17 protein-coding genes are annotated in these 20,360 nt (G+C 58.1%); 8 read left to right on the top strand and 9 right to left on the bottom strand.

The features are described from left to right. Nucleotides 1-2: 2 nt before the first annotated feature. Both ACO550_RS36870 and ACO550_RS36865 read right to left on the bottom strand, forming a co-directional pair. Complete coding sequence (locus ACO550_RS36870) at nucleotides 3-998, bottom strand: NAD(P)H-quinone oxidoreductase (RefSeq protein WP_315597270.1); 996 nt, start codon at nucleotides 996-998, stop codon at nucleotides 3-5. Nucleotides 999-1,079: 81 nt separating this feature from the next. Then, nucleotides 1,080-2,243: an ABC transporter ATP-binding protein gene (locus ACO550_RS36865; protein WP_238266443.1), complete on the bottom strand. Its 1,164-nt coding sequence runs from the start codon at nucleotides 2,241-2,243 to the stop codon at nucleotides 1,080-1,082. A 398-nt stretch (nucleotides 2,244-2,641) separates the two neighbouring features. Between ACO550_RS36865 and ACO550_RS36860 the strand changes: the two genes are divergently transcribed. Continuing rightward, the gene (locus ACO550_RS36860) at nucleotides 2,642-3,895 is read left to right on the top strand and encodes an NAD(P)-binding domain-containing protein (protein ID WP_315597271.1); all 1,254 of its coding nucleotides are present in this window, start codon (nucleotides 2,642-2,644) and stop codon (nucleotides 3,893-3,895) included. Nucleotides 3,896-3,996: 101 nt separating this feature from the next. After that, nucleotides 3,997-5,139: an L-lactate dehydrogenase gene (locus ACO550_RS36855; protein WP_315597272.1), complete on the top strand. Its 1,143-nt coding sequence runs from the start codon at nucleotides 3,997-3,999 to the stop codon at nucleotides 5,137-5,139. A 62-nt stretch (nucleotides 5,140-5,201) separates the two neighbouring features. On the opposite strand, the gene argE is transcribed toward ACO550_RS36855, so the two are convergent. From argE to ACO550_RS36835, 4 genes are all read right to left on the bottom strand, one after another. Further along, nucleotides 5,202-6,377 carry an acetylornithine deacetylase gene (gene argE / locus ACO550_RS36850; RefSeq protein ID WP_315597273.1) on the bottom strand — a complete coding sequence of 392 codons (1,176 nt, stop codon included), beginning with the start codon at nucleotides 6,375-6,377 and terminating at the stop codon, nucleotides 5,202-5,204. A gap of 41 nt (nucleotides 6,378-6,418) precedes the next feature. Further along, nucleotides 6,419-7,408 (bottom strand): LysR substrate-binding domain-containing protein, encoded by a 990-nt coding sequence (locus tag ACO550_RS36845; protein WP_315597274.1) that lies wholly within the window; start codon nucleotides 7,406-7,408, stop codon nucleotides 6,419-6,421. Between the two features lie 107 nt (nucleotides 7,409-7,515). Beyond that, complete coding sequence (locus ACO550_RS36840; RefSeq protein WP_315597275.1) at nucleotides 7,516-8,187, bottom strand: DUF1028 domain-containing protein; 672 nt, start codon at nucleotides 8,185-8,187, stop codon at nucleotides 7,516-7,518. 6 nt (nucleotides 8,188-8,193) lie between these two features. Beyond that, a complete protein-coding gene (locus ACO550_RS36835; RefSeq protein WP_315597276.1) occupies nucleotides 8,194-8,607 on the bottom strand; it encodes a Rid family hydrolase in 414 nt (137 codons plus the stop codon). A 602-nt stretch (nucleotides 8,608-9,209) separates the two neighbouring features. On the opposite strand from ACO550_RS36835, the gene ACO550_RS36830 reads away from it, so the two are divergent. From ACO550_RS36830 to ACO550_RS36810, 5 genes are all read left to right on the top strand, one after another. After that, nucleotides 9,210-10,235 carry an ABC transporter substrate-binding protein gene (locus ACO550_RS36830; protein ID WP_315597277.1) on the top strand — a complete coding sequence of 342 codons (1,026 nt, stop codon included), beginning with the start codon at nucleotides 9,210-9,212 and terminating at the stop codon, nucleotides 10,233-10,235. A gap of 88 nt (nucleotides 10,236-10,323) precedes the next feature. Continuing rightward, nucleotides 10,324-11,172 (top strand): ABC transporter permease, encoded by an 849-nt coding sequence (locus ACO550_RS36825; RefSeq protein ID WP_315597278.1) that lies wholly within the window; start codon nucleotides 10,324-10,326, stop codon nucleotides 11,170-11,172. A gap of 1 nt (nucleotide 11,173) precedes the next feature. Continuing rightward, a complete protein-coding gene (locus ACO550_RS36820; RefSeq protein ID WP_315597279.1) occupies nucleotides 11,174-11,995 on the top strand; it encodes an ABC transporter permease in 822 nt (273 codons plus the stop codon). Nucleotides 11,996-12,608: 613 nt separating this feature from the next. Next, nucleotides 12,609-13,277: a hypothetical protein gene (locus tag ACO550_RS36815; RefSeq protein ID WP_315597280.1), complete on the top strand. Its 669-nt coding sequence runs from the start codon at nucleotides 12,609-12,611 to the stop codon at nucleotides 13,275-13,277. 112 nt (nucleotides 13,278-13,389) lie between these two features. Further along, nucleotides 13,390-13,980 (top strand): OmpA family protein, encoded by a 591-nt coding sequence (locus ACO550_RS36810; protein ID WP_315597281.1) that lies wholly within the window; start codon nucleotides 13,390-13,392, stop codon nucleotides 13,978-13,980. A 34-nt stretch (nucleotides 13,981-14,014) separates the two neighbouring features. Here the strand turns inward: ACO550_RS36810 and ACO550_RS36805 are convergent, their stop codons facing one another. Beyond that, a complete protein-coding gene (locus ACO550_RS36805; protein ID WP_315597282.1) occupies nucleotides 14,015-16,930 on the bottom strand; it encodes a CHAT domain-containing protein in 2,916 nt (971 codons plus the stop codon). A gap of 610 nt (nucleotides 16,931-17,540) precedes the next feature. Between ACO550_RS36805 and ACO550_RS36800 the strand changes: the two genes are divergently transcribed. Further along, a complete protein-coding gene (locus ACO550_RS36800; RefSeq protein ID WP_315597283.1) occupies nucleotides 17,541-19,679 on the top strand; it encodes a hypothetical protein in 2,139 nt (712 codons plus the stop codon). A gap of 137 nt (nucleotides 19,680-19,816) precedes the next feature. On the opposite strand, the gene ACO550_RS36795 is transcribed toward ACO550_RS36800, so the two are convergent. Together ACO550_RS36795 and ACO550_RS36790 are read right to left on the bottom strand one after the other, a co-directional pair. Continuing rightward, nucleotides 19,817-19,990 (bottom strand): hypothetical protein, encoded by a 174-nt coding sequence (locus ACO550_RS36795; RefSeq protein ID WP_315597284.1) that lies wholly within the window; start codon nucleotides 19,988-19,990, stop codon nucleotides 19,817-19,819. A gap of 59 nt (nucleotides 19,991-20,049) precedes the next feature. After that, nucleotides 20,050-20,360 (bottom strand): hypothetical protein (locus tag ACO550_RS36790; protein WP_315597285.1); only part of this gene is annotated, 311 nt, incomplete at its 5' end.

Here is a 20,360-nt window from a genome sequence, read left to right as displayed (position 1 = left end):
GCTTAGTTAAAAGGCAGGTTCTCGGGGATCAGAACCAGCTTGCCGAAGACCGTGCCGCTTTCCAGCAACTGGTGGGACGCGACGGCCTCGGCAAGCGGGAAGGTGGTATGGATGCGCGGCTTGACCCGTGCGTTGTTCAGCAGCGGGATGACATGGCGACGAAGGCTGTGGGCCATCCTGGTCTTTTCGTAATGGCTCTGCGGCCGCATGGTGGACGAGTGCAGGCTGACCTGGCGCTGCATCAGCGTCAGCAGCTCCACATTGACCGCTGATCCCTGCATGAAGGACAGGCTGACATGGCGACCGCCGAACGCCGTGACCGAAAGATTGCGGCGGACATATTCGCCGCCGACGATATCGAGTACCACATCGACGCCGCGCGCATTGGTGTACTTCATGCAGGCCTCTGCGAAATCGGTCGTCGGCCAATGAATCGTCGCATCAGCTCCCATGCTACGCAGTTCTGGGAAACGGGTCTCATCGTTATCGGTGACGATAATCGTCGCGCCGGCTGCGTGTGCCAATTGGATGGCGAGGGTGCCGATGCCGCCCGCTGCACCGTGGATGAGAACAGTTTCGCCCATGGCCAGGCGGCCTAACTCGAATAGGTTGTGCCATACGGTGAACAGCCCTTCAGGCAACGCTGCAGCCTCGACGTCGGAAAGAGCGGTTGGCGCAATGAAGGACTGATCTACCGGCGCCGTACACCACGGCGCGTAGCCACCGCCGGGAACGAGACTCATCAGCCGCTGCCCCATAAGCTGGCAGTCCACCCCAGGACCGCAGGCCACTACTTCGCCGCACACTTCAAGGCCGAGCACGTCAGTGACGCCGGGAGCGGGCTTCGCGATACCTTGGCGCTGCATGATGTCAGGGCGGTTGACGCCGGCGGCACGTACGCGCAGCAGGACTTCGCCAGCTCCGGGTTCGGGTACGGGTCGCTCGGCCAACGTCAATACGCTGGCGTCACCAGGTTCACGGGCAATAATGGCTTGCATGGAGCTGGGGAGACTGGGCATTGGTAGGTTCTCTCAGGCCGAGTTGTCGTGTGCCTTCTGGGTCGATCTTGCTTTTTTCCGTTACGCGCGCTTCTGCGGGCTAAAAATGCTGACGCCCTCATCAGGTATCGCCAGTCCGGCGACCGAGCCGATGGGCCATTGTTGTATGGCTTTCAGGCCGGCACTGCGCACTGTGACGATTTGACGTGCAGTCGTTGGAATGTCGACATCGACGTACGTATTGATGTGGTCGCCTTGATAGACGTGGTGGATAACCGTGCCGCTTAACACCGATCCAGGATGCAGATTCTCAAGCCTGATGTGTTCCGGGCGTACGTACACGTCCAGTCTTTCACCGTCATGCGATGTGTCAGCGAGGCGAGCATGTGGAAAGCTGATCAGCCCAGACCCCAGGCGCAGTTGCACATCCGTTGCCGTCTGTCCGTGGAAGTGCCCTGGCAGGATGTTGACGTCCCCCAGGAACGACGCCACAAAAGGGTCTTGCGGATTCTGATATAGCTCGGCCGGCGGCGCGATCTGCTTGATGACGCCGTTCGACATTACGGCGATGCGGTCTGACATGGCCAGCGCCTCGCCCTGGTCGTGCGTCACGAATACGGTGGTCAAGCCCAGGCGGCGCTGGATTTCCCGAATTTCCACCTGCATCGAGCCACGCAGGTTCTTGTCCAGAGCCGAGAAGGGTTCATCGAGCAAAAGCACTTTCGGCTGAATCACGAGCGCTCGTGCAAGTGCCACGCGCTGCTGCTGACCGCCCGAGAGTTCTCGCGGCTTGCGGTGCCCAAGGCCATGGAGCTTCACCAACTCCATCGCTTGATTGACACGCTGTGCGATTTCGTCCTTGCCAACACCTCTCATCCGCAAGCCGTAGCCAATGTTGCGCTCGACAGTCATGTGGGGAAAGAGCGCGTAATTCTGAAAGACGATGCCGATCTGCCGCTTGTGCGGGGGCTCGGACGTCACCGGCAGGCCATTGATGAATATCTCACCGGTATCGGCTTCGGCAAAGCCGGCGATAAGGTTGAGGAGCGTGGTTTTTCCGCAGCCGGATGGACCCAGCAGGGTAAGGAACTCGCCGGATTGTATCTTCAGCGAGAGCTCGTGCAGCACGACGTGATCGTGATACTTCTTGACCACCCGTTCCAGGCTCACTGCAGTGGGGGGCTGTACAAGGTGTGGCTGTACGTGATGGGACTGCACGACAGGCGCTGCGTTGGCTACGTTCATAGTTGTGCGGAGAGTGAGAAGTATGCCGAGCTCCAGGCGTTGGCCTCATGGCATCGAGGCCGTGCTGGTACTGACATTCAGAATAAGGCAAACCACTTGGATCGGGTCTTTGCAGAAACCGATGATGTCCCTCGGAAAAAACTAAAGGCTTTCGCCGAGCGCGCGGCGCGTGTAAAGAGACATTGTGGTGCATGGTACGGAAGGATGGCTGGGCGCCTTTTGGTCGGATCTTTACTTTTTCCTAAGTCATGAGTCTGAAAAACGTGATTCTCAAATGGCGGGGCCTTTATCAAACTGACTCCATCGATGAGTGATGTCTCAACGGCGCTAGTAACGCCTGACTGTCGATGTGTCTGTGCCGGCGCGACTGACCGGGCGACTATTCTTAGGGAAATCAAATGTCAGTTGAAAAATTCAACACTGTGGTGGTCGGTGCTGGCCAGGCAGGCATCGCGATGAGTGAACATCTTGCGCAGATGGGCGTGCAGCACGTTGTGCTGGAGCGAAGTCGTATCGCAGAGCGCTGGCGTTCGGAGCGCTGGGATTCTCTGGTCGCGAATGGGCCAGCGTGGCATGACCGTTTCCCCGGGATGAAGTTCGAGGGGATTTCCCCAGAGACCTTCCCTCCAAAAGAGCGTATGGCCCAGTATTTCGAGGCCTACGCTGCGATGCTGAAGGCTCCCGTCCGGACGGGGGTAGAAGTCAGGAAGGTGGAACGGCACCAGGGACGACCCGGCTTCAAGATTACGACATCAGACGGCGTAATTGAGGCCCAGAACGTGGTTGCGGCAACCGGCCCGTTCCAGACACCCGCGTATCCGAAAATCGTGCCTGATAGCGAGAAGATCCAGCAACTTCATTCCTCTGGCTACAAGAATCCAGGTCAACTGGCGGAAGGCGGAGTGCTCGTGGTGGGCGCCGGCGCTTCCGGCTCACAGATTGCAGAAGAGTTGCGCCAGGCAGGCAAGACGGTTTATCTCTCAGTCGGCGAGCATTACCGTCCGCCGCGCGCGTATCGGGGCCGTGACTACTGCTGGTGGCTCGGCGCGCTCGGTCTGTGGGATGAAGTGAAAATCCGACCAAAGAAGGCACACGTCGCCTTCGCCGTGAGCGGATATGAGGGGGGGAAGACCGTTGACTTCCGCCGTCTGGCGCATTCGGGCATCAAGTTGGTCGGTCTGACCCAATCCTACGAGAATGGGGTTATGACCTTCGAGCCAGGCCTTCCAGAGAACATCGCCGAGGGCGACCGCGCCTACTTTGACGTGCTACGCGAAGCGGATGCCTATATCGAAGAGAACGGGCTCGCCTTTCCCCCAGAACCCGACGCCTGGGAGTTGCTGTCGGATCCGGATTGCCTCAAGAATCCCATTCTCAGCCTCAATTTGGCGGAAGCTGGCATCACGTCGATCCTCTGGGCCACGGGCTTCAAGTTCAATTTCAACTGGCTCAACGTGAAGAACGCGTTTGACGAGAAGGGTGATCCTTTCCACAAGCGCGGAATCTCCGCGGAAAGTGGTGTCTACTTCCTCGGCCTTCCGAACTTAGTCAATCGAGCGTCCTCGTTTATTTACGGTGTTTGGCACGATGCCAAGTACATCGCTGACCACATCGTCCTCCAGAACGGTTACATGACCTACGAGCGCTCATGACGCTGCCTGTAAGGCAGTATGGTGATTGTCATCCGTAGTGAAATCTTGGCCGAGCTGCCTGATCGCGGGCAGCTCTTTTTTCTTCTATCGAGGGAATTTCTATGGGCGAGATGACGTGCATTGAAGACCTGCGCATCCTGGCGAAAAAGCGCGTACCGCGTATGTTCTACGACTATGTTGACGGCGGGTCGTGGACCGAATACACGTATCGTGCCAATGAGGCGGACTTTCAACGCATAGAGTTCCGCCAGCGCGTGGCAGTCGACATCACTAAGCGCAGCACGGCCAGCACGATGGTGGGCCAGTCGGTCAGTATGCCGGTCGCGATCGCGCCGACCGGATTGACGGGCATGCAGCACGCTGATGGAGAGATATTGGCCGCGCGCGCGGCCAAGCAGCACGGCATCCCATTTACTTTGTCCACGATGAGTATCTGCTCGCTAGAGGCAGTGGCAGAAGCAACGGGCCGCCATCCGTTCTGGTTCCAACTGTACGTGCTGCGCGACAGAGAGTTCGTCGCAAACCTGATTGACCGCGCCAAGACTGCCAACTGCTCAGCGCTCGTGGTCACGATGGACCTACAGGTTTTCGGCCAGCGGCACAAGGACAAGAAGAACGGCCTGTCCACGCCGCCTAAGCTGACCGTGCGCAACCTTCTGAACATGGCGAGCAAGCCGCGGTGGTGCATGGGCATGCTGGCAACCAAACACCGTCAGTTCGGCAATATCCTCGGACACGCTAAAGGTGTCGACAATATTGGATCGCTGGTGGAGTGGACTCAGGAGCAGTTCGATCCGCGCTTGTCCTGGCAGGATGTCGAACGGATCAAGCAGAGATGGGGAGGAAAGCTGATTGTCAAAGGAATTCAGGACCCCGAGGATGCGCGACTTGCGGTGGAAAGCGGTGCCGATGCCGTCATCGTGTCAAACCACGGCGGCCGACAATTGGACGGCGCGGCGTCATCGATTTCCACGTTACCGCGCATCGTGGATGCCGTTGGGAGTCGGGTGGAAGTCCACATGGATGGTGGTATCCGCTCGGGGCAAGATGTGCTCAAAGCAGTCGCGCTTGGCGCGCGGGGCACGTATATTGGCCGCGCGATGATGTATGGCCTGGGCGCCTTAGGTGAACGGGGTGTCACCACGGCCCTGAACATCATTCACAACGAACTCGATCTCTCCATGGCGTTCTGCGGGAAGACCGATATACAAACGGTGGATCGCAGCATATTGCTGTCGAAGTGAAAGACGCTATGCGAGATAGCGTCTTTTCGGTGCAGTTCGGGCGTTGACTAGGGAGCCCGGAATTATTCACAGAGAAAATCGATGAGACCTGCCAGCATGCGGTCGCACGCTTCGATCTGCGCCAGATCCACATACTCGTCGGCCTTGTGAGCGACTTCAATGCTTCCTGGTCCGCAGATCAACACTGGCGTTTCGTTCCAGCTTTGCTGGAACAATCCGCCCTCGCTGCCATAGTCGACTTTGGCGCAGGGAGTGCCTGGAGGGAGTAGCGAGGCGAGGAGCTTGACTCCGGATGAGTTCTCGGAGGTGTTCAAGCTTGGGTAACTGTTGGTCATCTGGATCTCCGGCAAGGGTGCCTCCGGATTCAACGCCTCATTTTTTACCCGCTCCTCTAGACGCTCCAGTATGCGTTTCAGGATTATTTCGGGGCTATCGTCCGAGACATTGCGAATTTCGAACCTGACTTCACATTCACTAGGCACGATATTCAACGCACGGCCCCCTTGGATCACACCGGCGTGAACCGTGCTGTAGGGTACGCCATAGCCGTCATCACGCGGACCGGTCTCGGCCAATTCACGCTGAACGTCCCGTAGTGATGCGACCAGATCGCTGGCCATATGAATGGCGTTGAAAAATCTAGGCGCCAAACCTGAGTGGCCCGCCTGGCCGCAGCATATCGCCCGGTAGGCGGCCTTGCCCTTGTGACCGGTGCCGATCCGCATCAGAGTCGGCTCGCCGACGATGCACAGGTAGGGTGCTGGTAAGCTGTTCTCCAGACGGCGAAGCAGGTGGCGTACACCAACGCAGCCGATTTCCTCATCGAAAGACAGTGCCATCTGCAAGGGACGCTGGAGCGGCCGCCGAGCAGCTGCCACCATGGCTGTGACAGCGCAGGCGACAAAGCCCTTCATATCAGCTGTGCCGCGTCCGTAGATACGACCGTCGCGGTGGGTTGCCTCAAAAGGGGGCGAAGTCCACGGCTGGCCTTCCACCGGCACGACATCGGTGTGACCTGAGAGCAGAACCCCGGGAACGCCGGCCGGACCGATAGTCGCAAACAAATTGGATCGACTGGGATCTTGCGGATCAGGTGCGAGTGTCGAATCGATACCGGCGTTCGCCAGGATCTCCTGAACTTTGCGGATCAGCGCGATGTTTGGCGTGAGAGAGACCGAGGGGAAAGCAATGAGTGCCTCCAGTAAGGTGACGCTTGGGGAAGGGGTTCGATGGTCCATCTCCGTCCTTTTCGATGGCGTTTTTCCGACTACGGATTTATCTACGAAGCAGATGCTCCCTGACTCTGATGGGGAGTGTCCGCCATATGGGGGTCGAAGAAGCTGGGGGCGCTCATTCCGGGTATGTACTGATCGGAGATATAGGAGCGACAGCGCTCCATGAAGATCCTTGTCAATCTGGATTGCTTCATCGGTTTGTAAGTTGCCAGCCCGAGCAGCATTGGCCGATGTGTGCCGGCAAGGCGGACACGCGCCGTTCGTTTCCCATCAAGCGACTGATCAGACTTCGGGCGAATGTTGAAAAACGCGTAGCCGATGCCGTTTGCAACCAAGGAACGGACCACGTCAGTGGACTGCGAACGTGCTGCGATGTTCGGTGTCACACCAGCCTTCTCAAACAGCGAGGCGAAGTAGTCGCGGCTCATCGGCATATCGAGCAACACGTAAGGTTCGGGCGCCAGTTCTTCGAAGGAAACGATTTTTTGCTGTGCCAACGGGTGGACCTCGCTCACCAGGACATACGGAGGCAACGTCGCAAGGCTCTCGAACTGGATGTCATCTTCCAGGCGTAAGTCGTAAGTTATAGCCATGTCGAGCTCTAACGCATGGAGCTTGTTCATCAAGACCTCCTGGTTGCCCTCGACCATCTGCACGTCGACTTTCTTGAAGGCACGTGCAAAGCCAAAGATGATCTCGGGCGCAATCATGGCTGTGAGTGACTGAAAGATGCCCACTCGCAAAGTGCCTTGGATGACATCACTCGAATCCGACGCGATCTCATAGAGTTGGGTCGACCGTCCGAGCATGTCCTCGCAATGTTGCAGGACTAACGTACCAATGGTGGTCAGTCCAATTCCTTTGGAAGGATGGCGAACGAAAAGCTGCGCGCCAAGTTCGGCCTCGATATGTGCGATGGCCGCGGAAATCGAGGGCGAGGAGATGTGGATTTTCGCCGACGCAGCGGCGATGCTGCCATGCTTCGCCGTTGCGACGAAATACTCCATCTGACGTAGGGAAATGCGATTGAGCATGTCGAGATTGATAAAGAGGGGGCCGGTCCAGTGTACTGGAACGTATGCCCTTTCGATACCGACATCCAGTCGGCACTTTCCCGCTGTCGTTCAATGCGTCGCTCCTCTCAGCGATCTCCTGGAACCCCAAAACTAGGCGCGGCACTGGGGTCAAGTGCCCGCTTCACATAGTCTTTCTGTTGCGGCGCATACACTTGCCAGACCGCATAGAGTGCTTCGACCGGATCGCTTTCGACCCAGTCAAGGCGCAGATCGACGACAGGCCAGTTCTGCATGTCATACACCAATAAGCCTGCGGAGTGAACTGGGCCTTCTTCCCCGCCAGCGGCCTGGCCGGCAAGCATGGCCTGCATTAGCCGTTCCGCGAGCACTCCCTCGGTTTCCTCGAACGCTGACAGCATGGCTTGCGGCACATCACGCGTTGCTAGCATGTTGCCTGCGCAAGCGGCATGGGAGCCGACGACGCTTGCCAGGGTGCCCAGCGCCTTGGCGCCCGTGAACACTACTGGTGTGTTATGTGCGTCGATGACCATGAGCTGCCGATACTCGATGTTGGGGCGCTTCTGCAGTTCAGCGAGCACGCGTTCAGGTGTGAGGCCGCTGGATAGCAGGTCCAGGGCGAGGGGGCCAAGGTCTGGGTCAGTAATGTTCTGGCTTGCCGCTGCGCCAACGCCCTTGCGTCCCCGAATGCAACGCGATGCAACTGCTGGTGACGAGGACGCGACTGCAGCGCCAAACTGCCCGGTGGCGGGGCATCGAGCGATGATGGAAAAGGTCATGGCGGTTCAGTCCGGGATAACAGCGGTGGCGTCAATCTCGACCAGCCATTCAGGACGGGCCAGAGCGGATACGACGATGCCGGTCGAAACTGGGAAGACACCCTTCAGCCATTCGCCCACGACGCGATACACCGGCTCACGGTAGCGCGGGTCGATGATGTAGATCGTGATCTTGCAGATGTCTTCCAGCTCTCCGCCGGCTTCCTTGAGCAGCATGGCAATGTTGGACATAGCCTGCTCGGCTTGTCCGGCGACGTCGCCAATGCATACGCTCTCCGAGGTGTCGAGATTCTGGCCGATCTGCCCTCGCAAGAACACGGTACTGCCTCGCGCAACGACAGCCTGGCAGAGGTCGTTGTTCAGATTCTGTTCGGGGTAGGTAACTTTCGTGTTGAAGGTGCGGATGCGGGTATGCTTCATGGTCGATCTCGGCTCGATTCAATTGGACACGGGACGTTGGGGCGATGCTGCTCCCCTGAACGCATGGTCGTCCGCGACGCCCGCCAGCACCATTTTTATTTTCCGGCTGACCGTTTAGGAATTTCCGAATACCACCGACCCGCCGCTGGCCGCTAGTCTGTTCCAGGCGGCGCGGCAACTCTTGCTCCCCCCCTCGGAAAATGCGAGGCACCCCTACAAAAAAGCTGACTTGGCCGCGCCGTAGGACTTTTACATCATTGGTTCAGAGCTTGGATGACATGGCGTCGCGGTCGATACCGACGTTGTGGCGATGGTGTTGCACCGAACCAATACGAGCAGCGTTAGCCATTATGTTGCGTTGCACCAGCGTGGCACATGAAGAGATTCAATTGCGGGATCAAGCCCCGTATTAGGGAATTCCCTCGGGGCCTGTACGACGCCGTGTACACATTGCTAGTCGCGTCGCCAGCGCCAATTCGCAACGCGTGAGGAGTGCGCCGATGCGACCCGAAGCTTCCGTAGGTCGGGAAGACGTTTTTTTTAAGAACCGTATTTGAGGTAATTGCCAGTTTTAACAGATGGATATTCAATAGGGGGTTTAAATGGTGCTTCGAAAAGTTCTGACATGTTTCGCCATCTCCGCAGCGGTCGGCAGCACGGCAGTCCACGCACAAGACGCATTGGTGGTGAGCACTTGGGGGGGGAGTTTCCGCGACCTCATCGATGAGAGCATCGGCAAGGAATTCACGCGGCAGACCGGCGTGCCGGTAAAGTACATCACCGGCGGAACCATTGACCGTTTGAACAAGGCGAAGCTTGCTACCAAGCCAGAGAGCGACGTTACCTTCACGACTTCGCACGTTGGCTGGCTCTACGTCAACGGGAATCTCTTCGAGAAGCTGGATACGAGCAAGATCCCAAACTACAAGCATCTTGTGGATCGCGCGAAAATCAGCCCGTATCACATCGGTAGCTGGGCGTACGTCTATACCATCGGCTATCGCCCAGATTTGGTGCCGCCGAGCATCAAGTTCGATAGCTGGAACGACCTTTGGAATCCGGCCCTGAAAGGCAAGATTGGCGTGCCAGATTTCGATCCGAGCCATGTGGTCGCGGTTTCGGCGATGCTGGCTGGCGGCGACGCAGCCAGCTGGGAGAAAGGTCAGGACAAACTGAAGTCCCTAAGACCCAACTTCAAGGCGTTCTACACCAATGACGCCAATGCGCAGCAATTGATCGCGTCGGGCGAAACGCCAGTGCAGGTCATCTTGTCGATCAATGCGTATCACATGGTTAGCCAGGGCGTGCCTATCAAGTTGGCCACACCAAAGGAAGGCCCTGTGCTCGGCGTGGATACCATGGCCATCACCAAGGGCTCTACCAAGGCTGATTTGGCGTACAAGTTCATGAACATCGCCTTGTCTCCAGAAGTTCAATCGAAGATCGTGGCTTTGAAGAAAGCGAGCCCCGTCATTGACGACGCCAAGGTTTCGCCTGAAGACGCAAAGCTGCCCGGAGTGTTCACAACGAAGGAGCAGTGGGACAAGGCCATTGTGGTTGACAACAAGCTGCGCGCAGAGAAGACAGCGGAATGGCGAAAGTGGTTTACCGAAAACGTCATGAACTGACGTCGGTCCGGAGCTTTTGGAGGGGGCGGAGGCAATGCACCTCCGTCCATCTCCCTTGCTGATTGATCATCTGAAATAAGGTTTCAGAATGCGCCCCCATCCACGAGCCTGGCTTGTTTCACCGGCAGTACTTGTCGCGCTTTGCATAGCGGTATCGCTGCTTGCGGTACTGCAGTTCAGTTTTCGAGCATACATCCCTGGATCTCTGGATGTCGGAGGGTTCACGTTCGCCAATTTTGGGGACTTGACCAAGTCAATCTATCTCGACGCGTTCACCAACACCTTGCGACTGAGCGCGGAGACGACCGTGTTTTCGCTCCTGGCTGCATACCCGCTGGCTTATGCTCTGGTGCGCGTCAAGAGTCGAGCGCTCAAGTCCTTCATTCTAGTGGTTTCCATCACCCCTCTGTTTTTGGGCGAGATCGTCCGGACCTACTCCTGGATAGCCGTGCTGGGCAGCAATGGCTTTATCAATGGCACGCTGCGAAAGATGGGCCTGATTGACTGGCCGCTGGAACTCATGTTCACTCACTTTGGCGTGTTGGTCGCGCTGGTGCACGTAACGATTCCCGTGGTGGTGCTGATGCTAGCCACGGCGATTTCGCACATCAACCGAGATTACGAGAAAGCTGCCCAGAGTTTGGGCGCCGGTCCGGTCAGAACCTTCCTGACAGTCACGCTTCCGCTCTCCATACCGGGAATTCTCGCTAGCGTCACGACGGCGTTTGCCTGGACTTTTAGCGCTTTTGCGACACCTCAGATGATTGGGGGAGGTCGCGTGCCGACGGTGTCGACGCTCGTGTACCAACTCGGCTTCGCTTCCATGAACTTCCCGCTGGCTGCCAGCCTGAGTGTGATGGGATTGCTGTTGACAGCTGTAGCGCTCTTCTCCCTGGGGTTGTTCACGAAGCGATTGAAGGCATTTGGAGAACACTAAAATGAGAATCAAGAACGCTCTGCCACTGCCTCTGCGCATCGCGGGACCGCTACTCGTCCTATTTCTTCTTGCCTTCGTACTGCTGCCGGTCGTCGTGGTGACGATCGCTGCGTTCAACGAAAAGGCAATCATCACTTTTCCGCCGGAATCCTATTCGTTGGCATGGTTTGCACGCGTCTTCACCTATCCAGACTTTCGCGACGGGTTTCACGCCAGTCTCGTCGTTACCGGTTGGTCGTCGTTCATCGCGCTCGTAGTTGGCACCTGTCTCTCAATCGCCGTCAAGCGCTTGGAGTTCCGCGGTAAGCACGCGTTGCTGGCGATCCTGCAATCCCCTCTCGTGGTGCCTCATTTCACGCTAGGGCTTGGCCTGCTTATTCTGGTTTCGCAGGCTTCCATTGACCGATCGTATGGCACTGTCATCTTGTGTCACGTGATGTTGGTGTTGCCGTTTGTGCTGAAGAGCGTCTATGTGTCGATGGAGAATCTGGATGCCAGGCTGGAGCAGGCTGCATCAAGTCTTGGTGCATCGCCGTTAAAGGTGATGTTCACGATTACGATCCCGTTGCTTGCTCCAGGTTTGTTCGGAGGTTGGTTGTTCGCGGCAATCATGTCGTTCAGCGAGTTTACCGCTTCGCTTTTCGTCACAACGCAAGACACGCAAACATTGCCGGTGTCCATGTACAACTATGTCCGGGAGTTCGCAGATCCGACGTTAGCCGCACTGTCGGTCGTCTATATCGCAGTGACAGCAAGTGTGCTTGCCTTTGCGAATTACTTTCTCGGTTTAGGGAAGATCCTCAACATTGAGGAGGGGCACTGACGGGGGGGAACTCAATCGCAGCATGTGACCTTCAACACAGATCAAAGGCTCCGGCTCGGAGTCCTACTTCCCCGGCGGACTTCCTTCGGCTTCAATGATCTGCGGGGTGGTTGACGGTCTCAGAACGACCTTTGTCGGCCGTCTAAGCATACATACTGGCTCAGTACGGCCGTCGTAACGCGCCGGACCGTACGTCGATTTTCTCGGCCACCTGCGCCGGCACTACTGGCGTAGCAATTCCCACCGCGAAAACAACGCCGCCCTCATTGTGCTAGCGGGATCCCGGCCGGGAATTTGCGTGGTTGTGATCTTCGCTGCTAGGACGCCACCCCTGTCGTTGTTGCTTGACAGAGGCCGGCACATTGCTGTCTGTCAAACTCCGACATTTCTACTGCTCGTTGTTGGTCGGTGACTAACGTAACCTCGGAGCCATGCCCGGCCTCATCCGTTATCCAGATGTGAGAAACGGTTGTAGGTCAAGAGGTTACAGGATTCTCATTCGTGCTTCGGCTGCGTGGCACAACATCTGCATATATGGCTGCGGGCGCAACAAACTCAACAAACAAACCACTCCCTCAAGCCAGCCAGCAAGCCTGCTGTACCAGAGAACACCATGTCCATGACCATCGCGATCTTGCCCGTCGATGTCCAGCTGAAAGCCACTGAAAAGCGTGCCGTGCCGGGCGGCTCGGCTTTCTACCGTAGTGCTGCTATGGTTTTAAGTGGCAGCAGCGGCCAAATTCTTGCTGTCATCAAGCTGCCGAAGTTAGACCGGTGTCGGGTCCGATCCGAGAATTACCACTGGAGAGAAAAAATGTATAGAAGATCATTTCTTATTGGCGCGCTCGCCTTCGGCGTGGCCAATCTCCCCAGGGCAGAAGCGGGCGGCAGCCACCGTCACGCCGACGGTAATTCCCGCCTCACCCTCCTGTACCTGGGGCAGGTCAATTGCCCGTCTTGCCGTGGCTATGAAGCCGAGTATTTCGGGCGGATGGACAAGATGATGAAGTCTTTCCCGGAGTTCGGCGAGGTCGATTACCTTAAGCTCTCAATGGGAGCAGGTAGGGGGGCAGTGTTCGCCTGGCAGCTACCGGAGCATCTGAAGTGGCTCGCCGATGATGGGCCGGGCGGCAAGCGTATCCTGCGCAACAGAGGCACGCCATACTTTGCGGCGATCGTTGACCGCGAGGTTTGGGCTCAAGGACCTAGCGTCGCGGCATTAGAGGGTGAGGTCATTCCTGCGTTACGCCGCGCCGTTCTGGAAAAGCACATGTCAGCTTGAGCCCGAGGTTCGTGGCGGCAAAGGCAGGTAGGCTTGCTCTTCCGGTTGCGATAACGAGAGATACGCCAAAGATGCATGCCGCGCAATAGCGGCGCGCTTGTGAGGAGGTAATATGTGGTGCCTGAAAAAGCGAAACTTTCCTTTACGGCGCGGCCAAGTCCTTATGCTTGTTGCCGCATTTTGCGTCGCCGGTCTAGAACGCGTTGCCTGGGCGCAGCCGGTCATCGACGAAAAGGAAGTCGACGAACAATCTGTCATCAATGCGCTAAACCCGGAATCGGCGGAGGAAAGTGCGACCACACGCGGCATCATGTACAAGGGGAGTGGCGCCACGGGCGATGCAGTATTCCCCGTGACGAAGCCTACGCTGGCGCTATTGATTACCTTTGCAACCAATTCGACAGTCCTGACTCCGCGTGCGCGTGCGGCGCTCGACAAGGTGGGGCGCGCTCTACAATCTGCGGAGTTATCCGGCTACAAATTTCGCGTCGAGGGCCATGCCGATCCTCGAGGATCCGCTGACGCGAACATGGAGCTTTCGACAGCGCGCGCGGCTGCCGTTCGAAATTATCTTAGCCGCGAGGATGGTGTCGCGCCGGAGCGCCTGTCTTCGGTCGGAAAGGGTTCATCCGAGCCGCTAAATACGCTCGATCCAGGCGCGCCAGAGAACCGGCGCGTAACCATCATCAGATTATCAAAGTGAGTTAGAGCCTTTTACTTCGCGAAGTGGAACGAGATCAGTGTGCCGCGTCACCGGCGAGAAAGTAGGCGCCCCAGAAGTATGGGTGACGATAGAGTTCGCCGTTTTTTCCCATCGCCATGTCGCGCTGTGCTCGCGCTAGCGCGTCGGCCTTGGAGAGCGACGGTTCGGCCGCGTAGACATGGAAAGCACTGGTTGTGACCACGGCAGCCGACCGGGATTCGACCGCCCACTGGGTTACCAGCATCGAACGCGCACCCGCTGCGAAGAACGCCCGGGACAAGGCCGAAATCGCGTCGCCAGCATTGCCACTGACGAGCCCAGTGTTGCAGGCAGACAGTACCACCCAGTCGGCGTTCAGCCGCAATGTCACGATGTCGTCTGCGGTGAGGATCGAGTCCGCCAGTCCGCTTCCCTCGTAAGCGAGCGCGAGGCCGGCTTTGCGCCAGCCCGGCACTTCTCCCGCGACAATGCCGTGCGTCGCGAATAACACCACGCGGTAGTTCGACAAGTCCCGTTTCATCGCCTCGCTACGCGACGCCGCCGTTCCCCACAGCACGGTTTGTTCCGGCGCGTCGAGCGTCTTCGCGATCGCGCGCGCTTCCCCGAGCGTTTCCGGCAGTGGCGAGACGCGACGGTAGTCAAACTCACGAGCACGATCGTCCGCGGGAACGGCTCGTGCGACAACTTTTCCCACCGGAACATCGACGTTCGACGGCGCCACACGACCATCGAAGCTCGGGTTAGCGAATGCGACAAAGGGCTCGCGCGCGCGAGTCGCGGGGTGACCGCGCGCAAGTACCAGCGCCGAAGCGTTCGGGATGCGCACTGGCGTCGCCGTTTCGATCCACCATTTTGTGCTCGCGAGGGTTGATGCCGGACGGATTGCTAACACGTTGAACGGAATGCTAGCGAGAATGCCGCTTGTGCCAATGTAGACGGTCTTCGCGCCTCGGAGGTCATCCTGCACTGGTGCGATCAGGGCCTCGTACAGGTTTGCCGCCGCACCTAGGTCGAAGCCAGCCATATCACCCGCGCGCCGTGGCGGCTTTCCCGCATCAAAGCCGGAGCGCAACGCCACAACCTGCTTCGTTATCGCGGCACGCGTGGTGGACAGACGGACCGCGCGGAAGGCGCCGCCCGGACGCACTACGAATGCGTAGCTCACATCGCGACCTGCATACACATCCAGATACACTTCGCCGTCGTGCAGCGCTGCGCCCAAGGTTGCGGGTGTCGGAATTGCAGGAGCCACCAGTTGGCGGTAAACCGGAAATTGTGACGCGATCTGCGCGCGCAGATCGGCCAGTTTGTCTTCGATGGCCTGGATTGCCTGTTCGCCCTGCTTGATGTCCAGCTTCGCCTGGTCCTGCTTCGTCTGATCCTGTTTGTCCTGGCGCGCAGCCTTGCCTTCTTCGGTTTCAAGCCGGCGCGCCGCGCGCGCGATATCCATGCGTGCGGTGTTCTGGTTGTAACGCAGCGTCTGCTCCTGCTCGACTAGAGCGCGCAGGGCCGGCGTCGATGCGGCGAGACGCGCCGCGCCGTCTGCCATCGCCCCCTGCGTTGCATTCATGTGGAAGAGCTCGGCGATACGAAACGCGAGAACTTGCCCTTGCTCCCCATCGCTGATAGCTCGGCTCATCGACATGGCGAGCGCGCCATCCTCGGCGTAGGCACCCCGTGTGTTCGAGTCGTTCCATTCGCCTACTGTCCCGATGAGAGGGGTAACGTAGCTTGAGATCTCCATGTTACCAATATGACCGTCGGGATCTTGCAAGCGGTACAGCATGTGCATCGCCGCCTTGTACTTGTAGAAAGGACTTTCCGGGCCCTGTCTGCGCAGATTTACCGCCATGGACGCCGAGATCCGAATTTGGGCCTCCTGCCACTGTCCACGCGAGGCGAAGACAAGTGACTGCCGTTCGTCCTCGGAGACTTCGGATGCGACGACCGGATTGGTGCCAGCCGCGCGCTCATAGGCGTCCGCATCTGCCTGATACTCGCCAATGCGCCCCAGTGCCAGCGCAATCATCAGGCGGAGGCGCAGCGCATCCGCAAAATTCGTTGCGTGTGGCGCAACGTCCGCGCGCCGAAAGCCATCGATAGCGCTGTCAATGGCGGCAAGCGCACCCTCGTAATCGTCGTTCGATGAGAGCGCGATGGCCCGCCCAACTTTGAGTCCCGCGCGCTGCGCGGGACTCGGCTGAAGGTCTTGCCGGTTGTCGGCATACCAGCTCATCTCGTTCGCGTAGCTCAATGCCTCCGCCCGCCGATTGTTTTGAACCATCAGACGGATGAGATTCGTGGAGTTTTCAAGGAGTTCGTTGGCGGCGGCGCGGTGGCGACGCGGGCTGAGCGCTGGATCGTTGAAATTGCGCCAGGCAATGTCCGCGCCGTCCCGGAGCTTCATCAGCGCTTGGTTGTGCCGGTTTAGATAGCGGCGGTCAATTTCCGCCTCGGCAGTGTAGTAGGCATACGACGGCTCGCGCGGCAACAACTCCAGTTCGGCGGGCGTGGTGTCGCGGGCGAGCGACTTCGCGCGTTCGAGCAGCCGCTGGCTTCGCGCGAAATCTAGAGAGCGGCCGTACGCATTGGCCAACGCAGATGCCGCCAGCGAGCGCCGCCCGGGAGGGATGCGCTGGTCGACGACAATTTCCTCTCGGACGCGCATCGATTCGACGACCATGCCGACGCGGAAATAGTCAGACGAGAGGGCATTGAGCAATTCGAAGCGGGTTTCGCCATCCGTCGTATCGCTCAATTGGTGACGAACCGTCTGTTCGCGTTCCGCTACGGCTTGCTGCTCAGGGGTGCGGGCTTTGGGCTCTGCGCGGGGGGCGGAAGCCGAGCCGGCGCTTCGAGGCGCATCGCTAGCACCCCACGACACGCTTGCGATGCTCACCAGGATCAGAGCGTTCAGCAGAATCCGGGAGGCGAATAAACGGTAACCCATCGCTTCTCTCCTCCGTCGTTGCAACACGCTCTTCCATTCTCGCCAAGGGGCGATTGTCCTGCCAAGCTTCTGGTGATTAAAGCAACCAGAAGGAAAGGGTTCAAGGTGCATTCGATGGCTTTGCACAATGCCGCACACACTGGGCTGTTGCGACAGGAAGTATATGAGGTTGCGACAATTTGAGGCGTTTGAGGCGGTGATGGTCTGTCAGATGCTCACGAGGGCGGCCAACATGCTCTGTGATTCCGCCATCCTTGCTGATCGCCAGCAGCTCATTCCTTCCAGATGGGGTTTGTACTTTACCTAGTACCATCACGCGTCTGGCGCCGACGAGATTAACTACGAACAGATGAATGCCACCGACGAGATCATCGAGGCACTGCTCAAAGCGTGAATCAAGGTCATGTCACCACTCGATATTTGCCTGTCTTCTACCTATCTGGTGCGTAAAGGCGTAGGCGCCCGATGGATCAGTTGCAAGCTTGAAACATTGCAGGCTCATCGCTTTCATCTGCCTTAAACGTCTTGCAATTGACTTGCCTCTAGCCTCGCCTAGCATCCAAGCACATCAGAAACCTGAACGGGTCGTTGAAGCTAGGGGAGGGCAGTCATGCCCGATGATAAGAAGCCTGATGGCGTTGATAAATTCCTGACGTGGGCCAAGTTCTCGCCCACAGACATCTCGAATATTAAAGACATTGCGGGGACGCTTGCCAGTTTGGCCAGTGGCATCGGAGCCGCCTTTAGCGCTGTCCAGACGGTCCAGAATTTGATCGCGAGCCTCGGGTTTCTGCCCCAAAAGAAAGATCCGATGGCCCAGAAGCTCGATGACATTCTCAAAACCATCAACACCATCTACGCATATCTGAAGGACGAACAGAAATCCGAGCAGAGGAGGAACGTCGACGCATGGCGTACTCAACTTGGCGAGATAAAGACCGCCATGCAAGACGCGGCCACCTCCCGTTCGGAACCGTACTTGACCGACCTGAGGTCAAAGCGTAACGCGTTGTACACGAGCCTGAACCAGATGCTCAGCCCCGGCTACTCGAACCTTCCATTCCAGCGGAGGTTCTACAAATACGCGCCGCCCACGCTTACCCATTCCTATCCATACAATATTGCGGAATATAGGACGAACCATTGGATCGACGTCGCAACTCCTCAGTACATGGAGTTCGTCGGAACCTCGGACGATCCTGATGACCCCAGTCAGGTCACCTACGCCACGACTGAAGACCTCGCTGGGAATATCTTTGACCCAGGCTACTACATCGACGTCCTGATCGGAGGTTTGCGACTCTACTTCGCGTGTGTCGCTGTCGAAGAGCCGTTGTTCCGTTCGACCTGCCATCTTCGAGGTGATCTGTTGTCTGTGCGGAACAAACTCGGCGAGTTCATCGCTCGCTGGGAAAACAGCATGATGCGCACCATCTTCACGCACACACTGCTCAAAATTCCGATGGTCCCATCAGAACTGGGCAACGTTCCGGACCCGGGGATGACGATGGGCCTAATGGACCCTGGGTACGGGGTTCCGAATGGCGTAGTCGACCCCGTCTCAGGGGTTTGGGCGATGAATATGGAATTCTCGGACGGATTCCTTTTCGTTCAACGGCGGGCGCCTATCTTGGGATACGAGCCTACCAACTACCTGTCCTTCTACCAGCTAGCGCTTGCGAGCGCCTTGTCGAACAGGGACGCCGCGTACCAGACGGTCTATGCGCAGAGCGGAATTGAGGCGTTTAAGGACGCCTACCGCCAACTTGGCAAGCTGGTCAGTCCTGGCGCCACAGAGGTCGGCCCGATCGCGCCGCCCGAGTTCTTTAGCGGAGACCTCGTGCAGGTCGGCGATGCGGAGGAGCTGTCACTCGGGACGTTGGGCTACTTCGCGGGCAAACCCAACGTCAAGTACCCGGCGACTCGTTTGCGCCAGTACATGGAAAAGGTGATCAGGATCCCGATGGCCCGGCGGATGGACCAGTCGGGCATTCAACTGGGCTACATGCTTCGAATCACCGGCATCAACGATGTGGCCGACGTCGAGCTGGTTCCATTCGATCCACAGAAAAATCCAAACAAGCCCCTCCCAGCGTTCCCGACCAATATCTTAGATTTCCCGATCGAAGGCGGCGCCCGCGTGTACGATTGCGTGGAGCAAGCAGATAAGTACCTAAGTCCCCTCGACGAAGAGCAGTTTGATCAGACCGGCTCCATACCCGACAAGGCGCGGCTGTTCATGAACCCGCGGGCTGGCCAGATCAAGCTGAACATGCACGTCACGTTCGAATACGACGAGAACGACGCTGACATGCCGCTCGTGGGCCACGCCGTCGTTACCATCAAGAATCTGGATGCGGAGACGTTCAGGGATTCGGCAATCGTTACGCTGAACGTGATCGAGAGGTATGTGCGCCAGCCAGGCGTTACGGGCACGCGACCAGCGGGTAGCGTTGATGTTCACATCATGCCGACCGTCCTGCGAACGACAGAAGATTACTTCAAGGACTATCAGGCCGGGCAGATTGGCATGGCACGATCGATCGGTGATATCGCAAAGCGCTATGTGTTCGTGGAGACGGACCTCAAGCCGCAGCCCGGGCCGCCGGTCGAGCGCTGGGCGATAAGGGATGATGTCCTGATCAAGGCGGCCACTCGCCTGCAGCAGGAACATCCGCGCGAGTTTGCGCGCATCACGAAGCGCGTATCTCCAGTTCAGGTCGAAGACGTGCCGCAACAACCGAGGTAGCAACGTTCCTACTCCACCCGGCCGAAGAAAATGCCGCCATCGGCCCGTGAGGGTGATGGCGGCTTATTGATGAGGGGCGGTCCTTAGTCGTCCGACTCGGCGCAGTTGGTGATGCGCACGATGTAGTGCGGCATCGACTATGCGCCGAAGTTGTTGCGGCGGCGTTCCACGATCTCGTTCCAGATGTTCTCGGGCATGTCGCTGTCGGAGCCTTCGTCTTGGACGTCCAGGTCTACATAGACAACGAACTCGGTGGTTTCGTCGGATTTGCCGTCACGGTAGTTCGTGAGATTCCCATGGGAAATATCCACTGGGCGATTGCAGCTTCCCGGCCTACTTAAAGCTCCAAGCCACCCGTGACGGATCGATTTCAGGGGGATATAAACGCGGCATTTTGAGATGTTCGCGCTGTGTATTCTTTAGTAACCTTCTTAGTTGGATGAACCCCTCCGGCGGCGGGCGGCCGGCACTTGCGAAAACCTGTTCCGGGTAGTAGTGCTGTGTCGAGAGCATAACGCAGTAGTGAATCAGGCTTCTCCGGACGCAGCAGCCGGGCGTGGCCGTCTCGCAGGAGGAATTCTTCTCCCTTTCCGGCTATGCCGGTGCCAAAGGCGGGGAAGGGGGGACTGTGGTGGTCTAATTTCCTCAGACAGGTCGATAGGTGGAAAATCACGATCGACG

It is taken from the genome of Cupriavidus sp., from assembly GCF_057315035.1.
This window is presented reverse-complemented; position numbering and strand designations above follow the sequence as displayed.

Coding starts and splice junctions, on each gene's coding strand:
- ACO550_RS36810 (WP_315597281.1), top strand. CDS start 13,390: ATGTGGTGCCTGAAAAAGCGAAACTTTCCTTTACGGCGCGGCCAAGTC.
- ACO550_RS36840 (WP_315597275.1), bottom strand. CDS start 8,187: ATGACCTTTTCCATCATCGCTCGATGCCCCGCCACCGGGCAGTTTGGC.
- ACO550_RS36870 (WP_315597270.1), bottom strand. CDS start 998: ATGCAAGCCATTATTGCCCGTGAACCTGGTGACGCCAGCGTATTGACG.
- ACO550_RS36825 (WP_315597278.1), top strand. CDS start 10,324: ATGCGCCCCCATCCACGAGCCTGGCTTGTTTCACCGGCAGTACTTGTC.
- ACO550_RS36830 (WP_315597277.1), top strand. CDS start 9,210: ATGGTGCTTCGAAAAGTTCTGACATGTTTCGCCATCTCCGCAGCGGTC.
- ACO550_RS36855 (WP_315597272.1), top strand. CDS start 3,997: ATGGGCGAGATGACGTGCATTGAAGACCTGCGCATCCTGGCGAAAAAG.
- ACO550_RS36800 (WP_315597283.1), top strand. CDS start 17,541: ATGCCCGATGATAAGAAGCCTGATGGCGTTGATAAATTCCTGACGTGG.
- ACO550_RS36815 (WP_315597280.1), top strand. CDS start 12,609: ATGTCCATGACCATCGCGATCTTGCCCGTCGATGTCCAGCTGAAAGCC.
- ACO550_RS36865 (WP_238266443.1), bottom strand. CDS start 2,243: ATGAACGTAGCCAACGCAGCGCCTGTCGTGCAGTCCCATCACGTACAG.
- ACO550_RS36860 (WP_315597271.1), top strand. CDS start 2,642: ATGTCAGTTGAAAAATTCAACACTGTGGTGGTCGGTGCTGGCCAGGCA.
- ACO550_RS36820 (WP_315597279.1), top strand. CDS start 11,174: ATGAGAATCAAGAACGCTCTGCCACTGCCTCTGCGCATCGCGGGACCG.
- argE (WP_315597273.1), bottom strand. CDS start 6,377: ATGGACCATCGAACCCCTTCCCCAAGCGTCACCTTACTGGAGGCACTC.
- ACO550_RS36835 (WP_315597276.1), bottom strand. CDS start 8,607: ATGAAGCATACCCGCATCCGCACCTTCAACACGAAAGTTACCTACCCC.
- ACO550_RS36805 (WP_315597282.1), bottom strand. CDS start 16,930: ATGGGTTACCGTTTATTCGCCTCCCGGATTCTGCTGAACGCTCTGATC.
- ACO550_RS36845 (WP_315597274.1), bottom strand. CDS start 7,408: ATGCTCAATCGCATTTCCCTACGTCAGATGGAGTATTTCGTCGCAACG.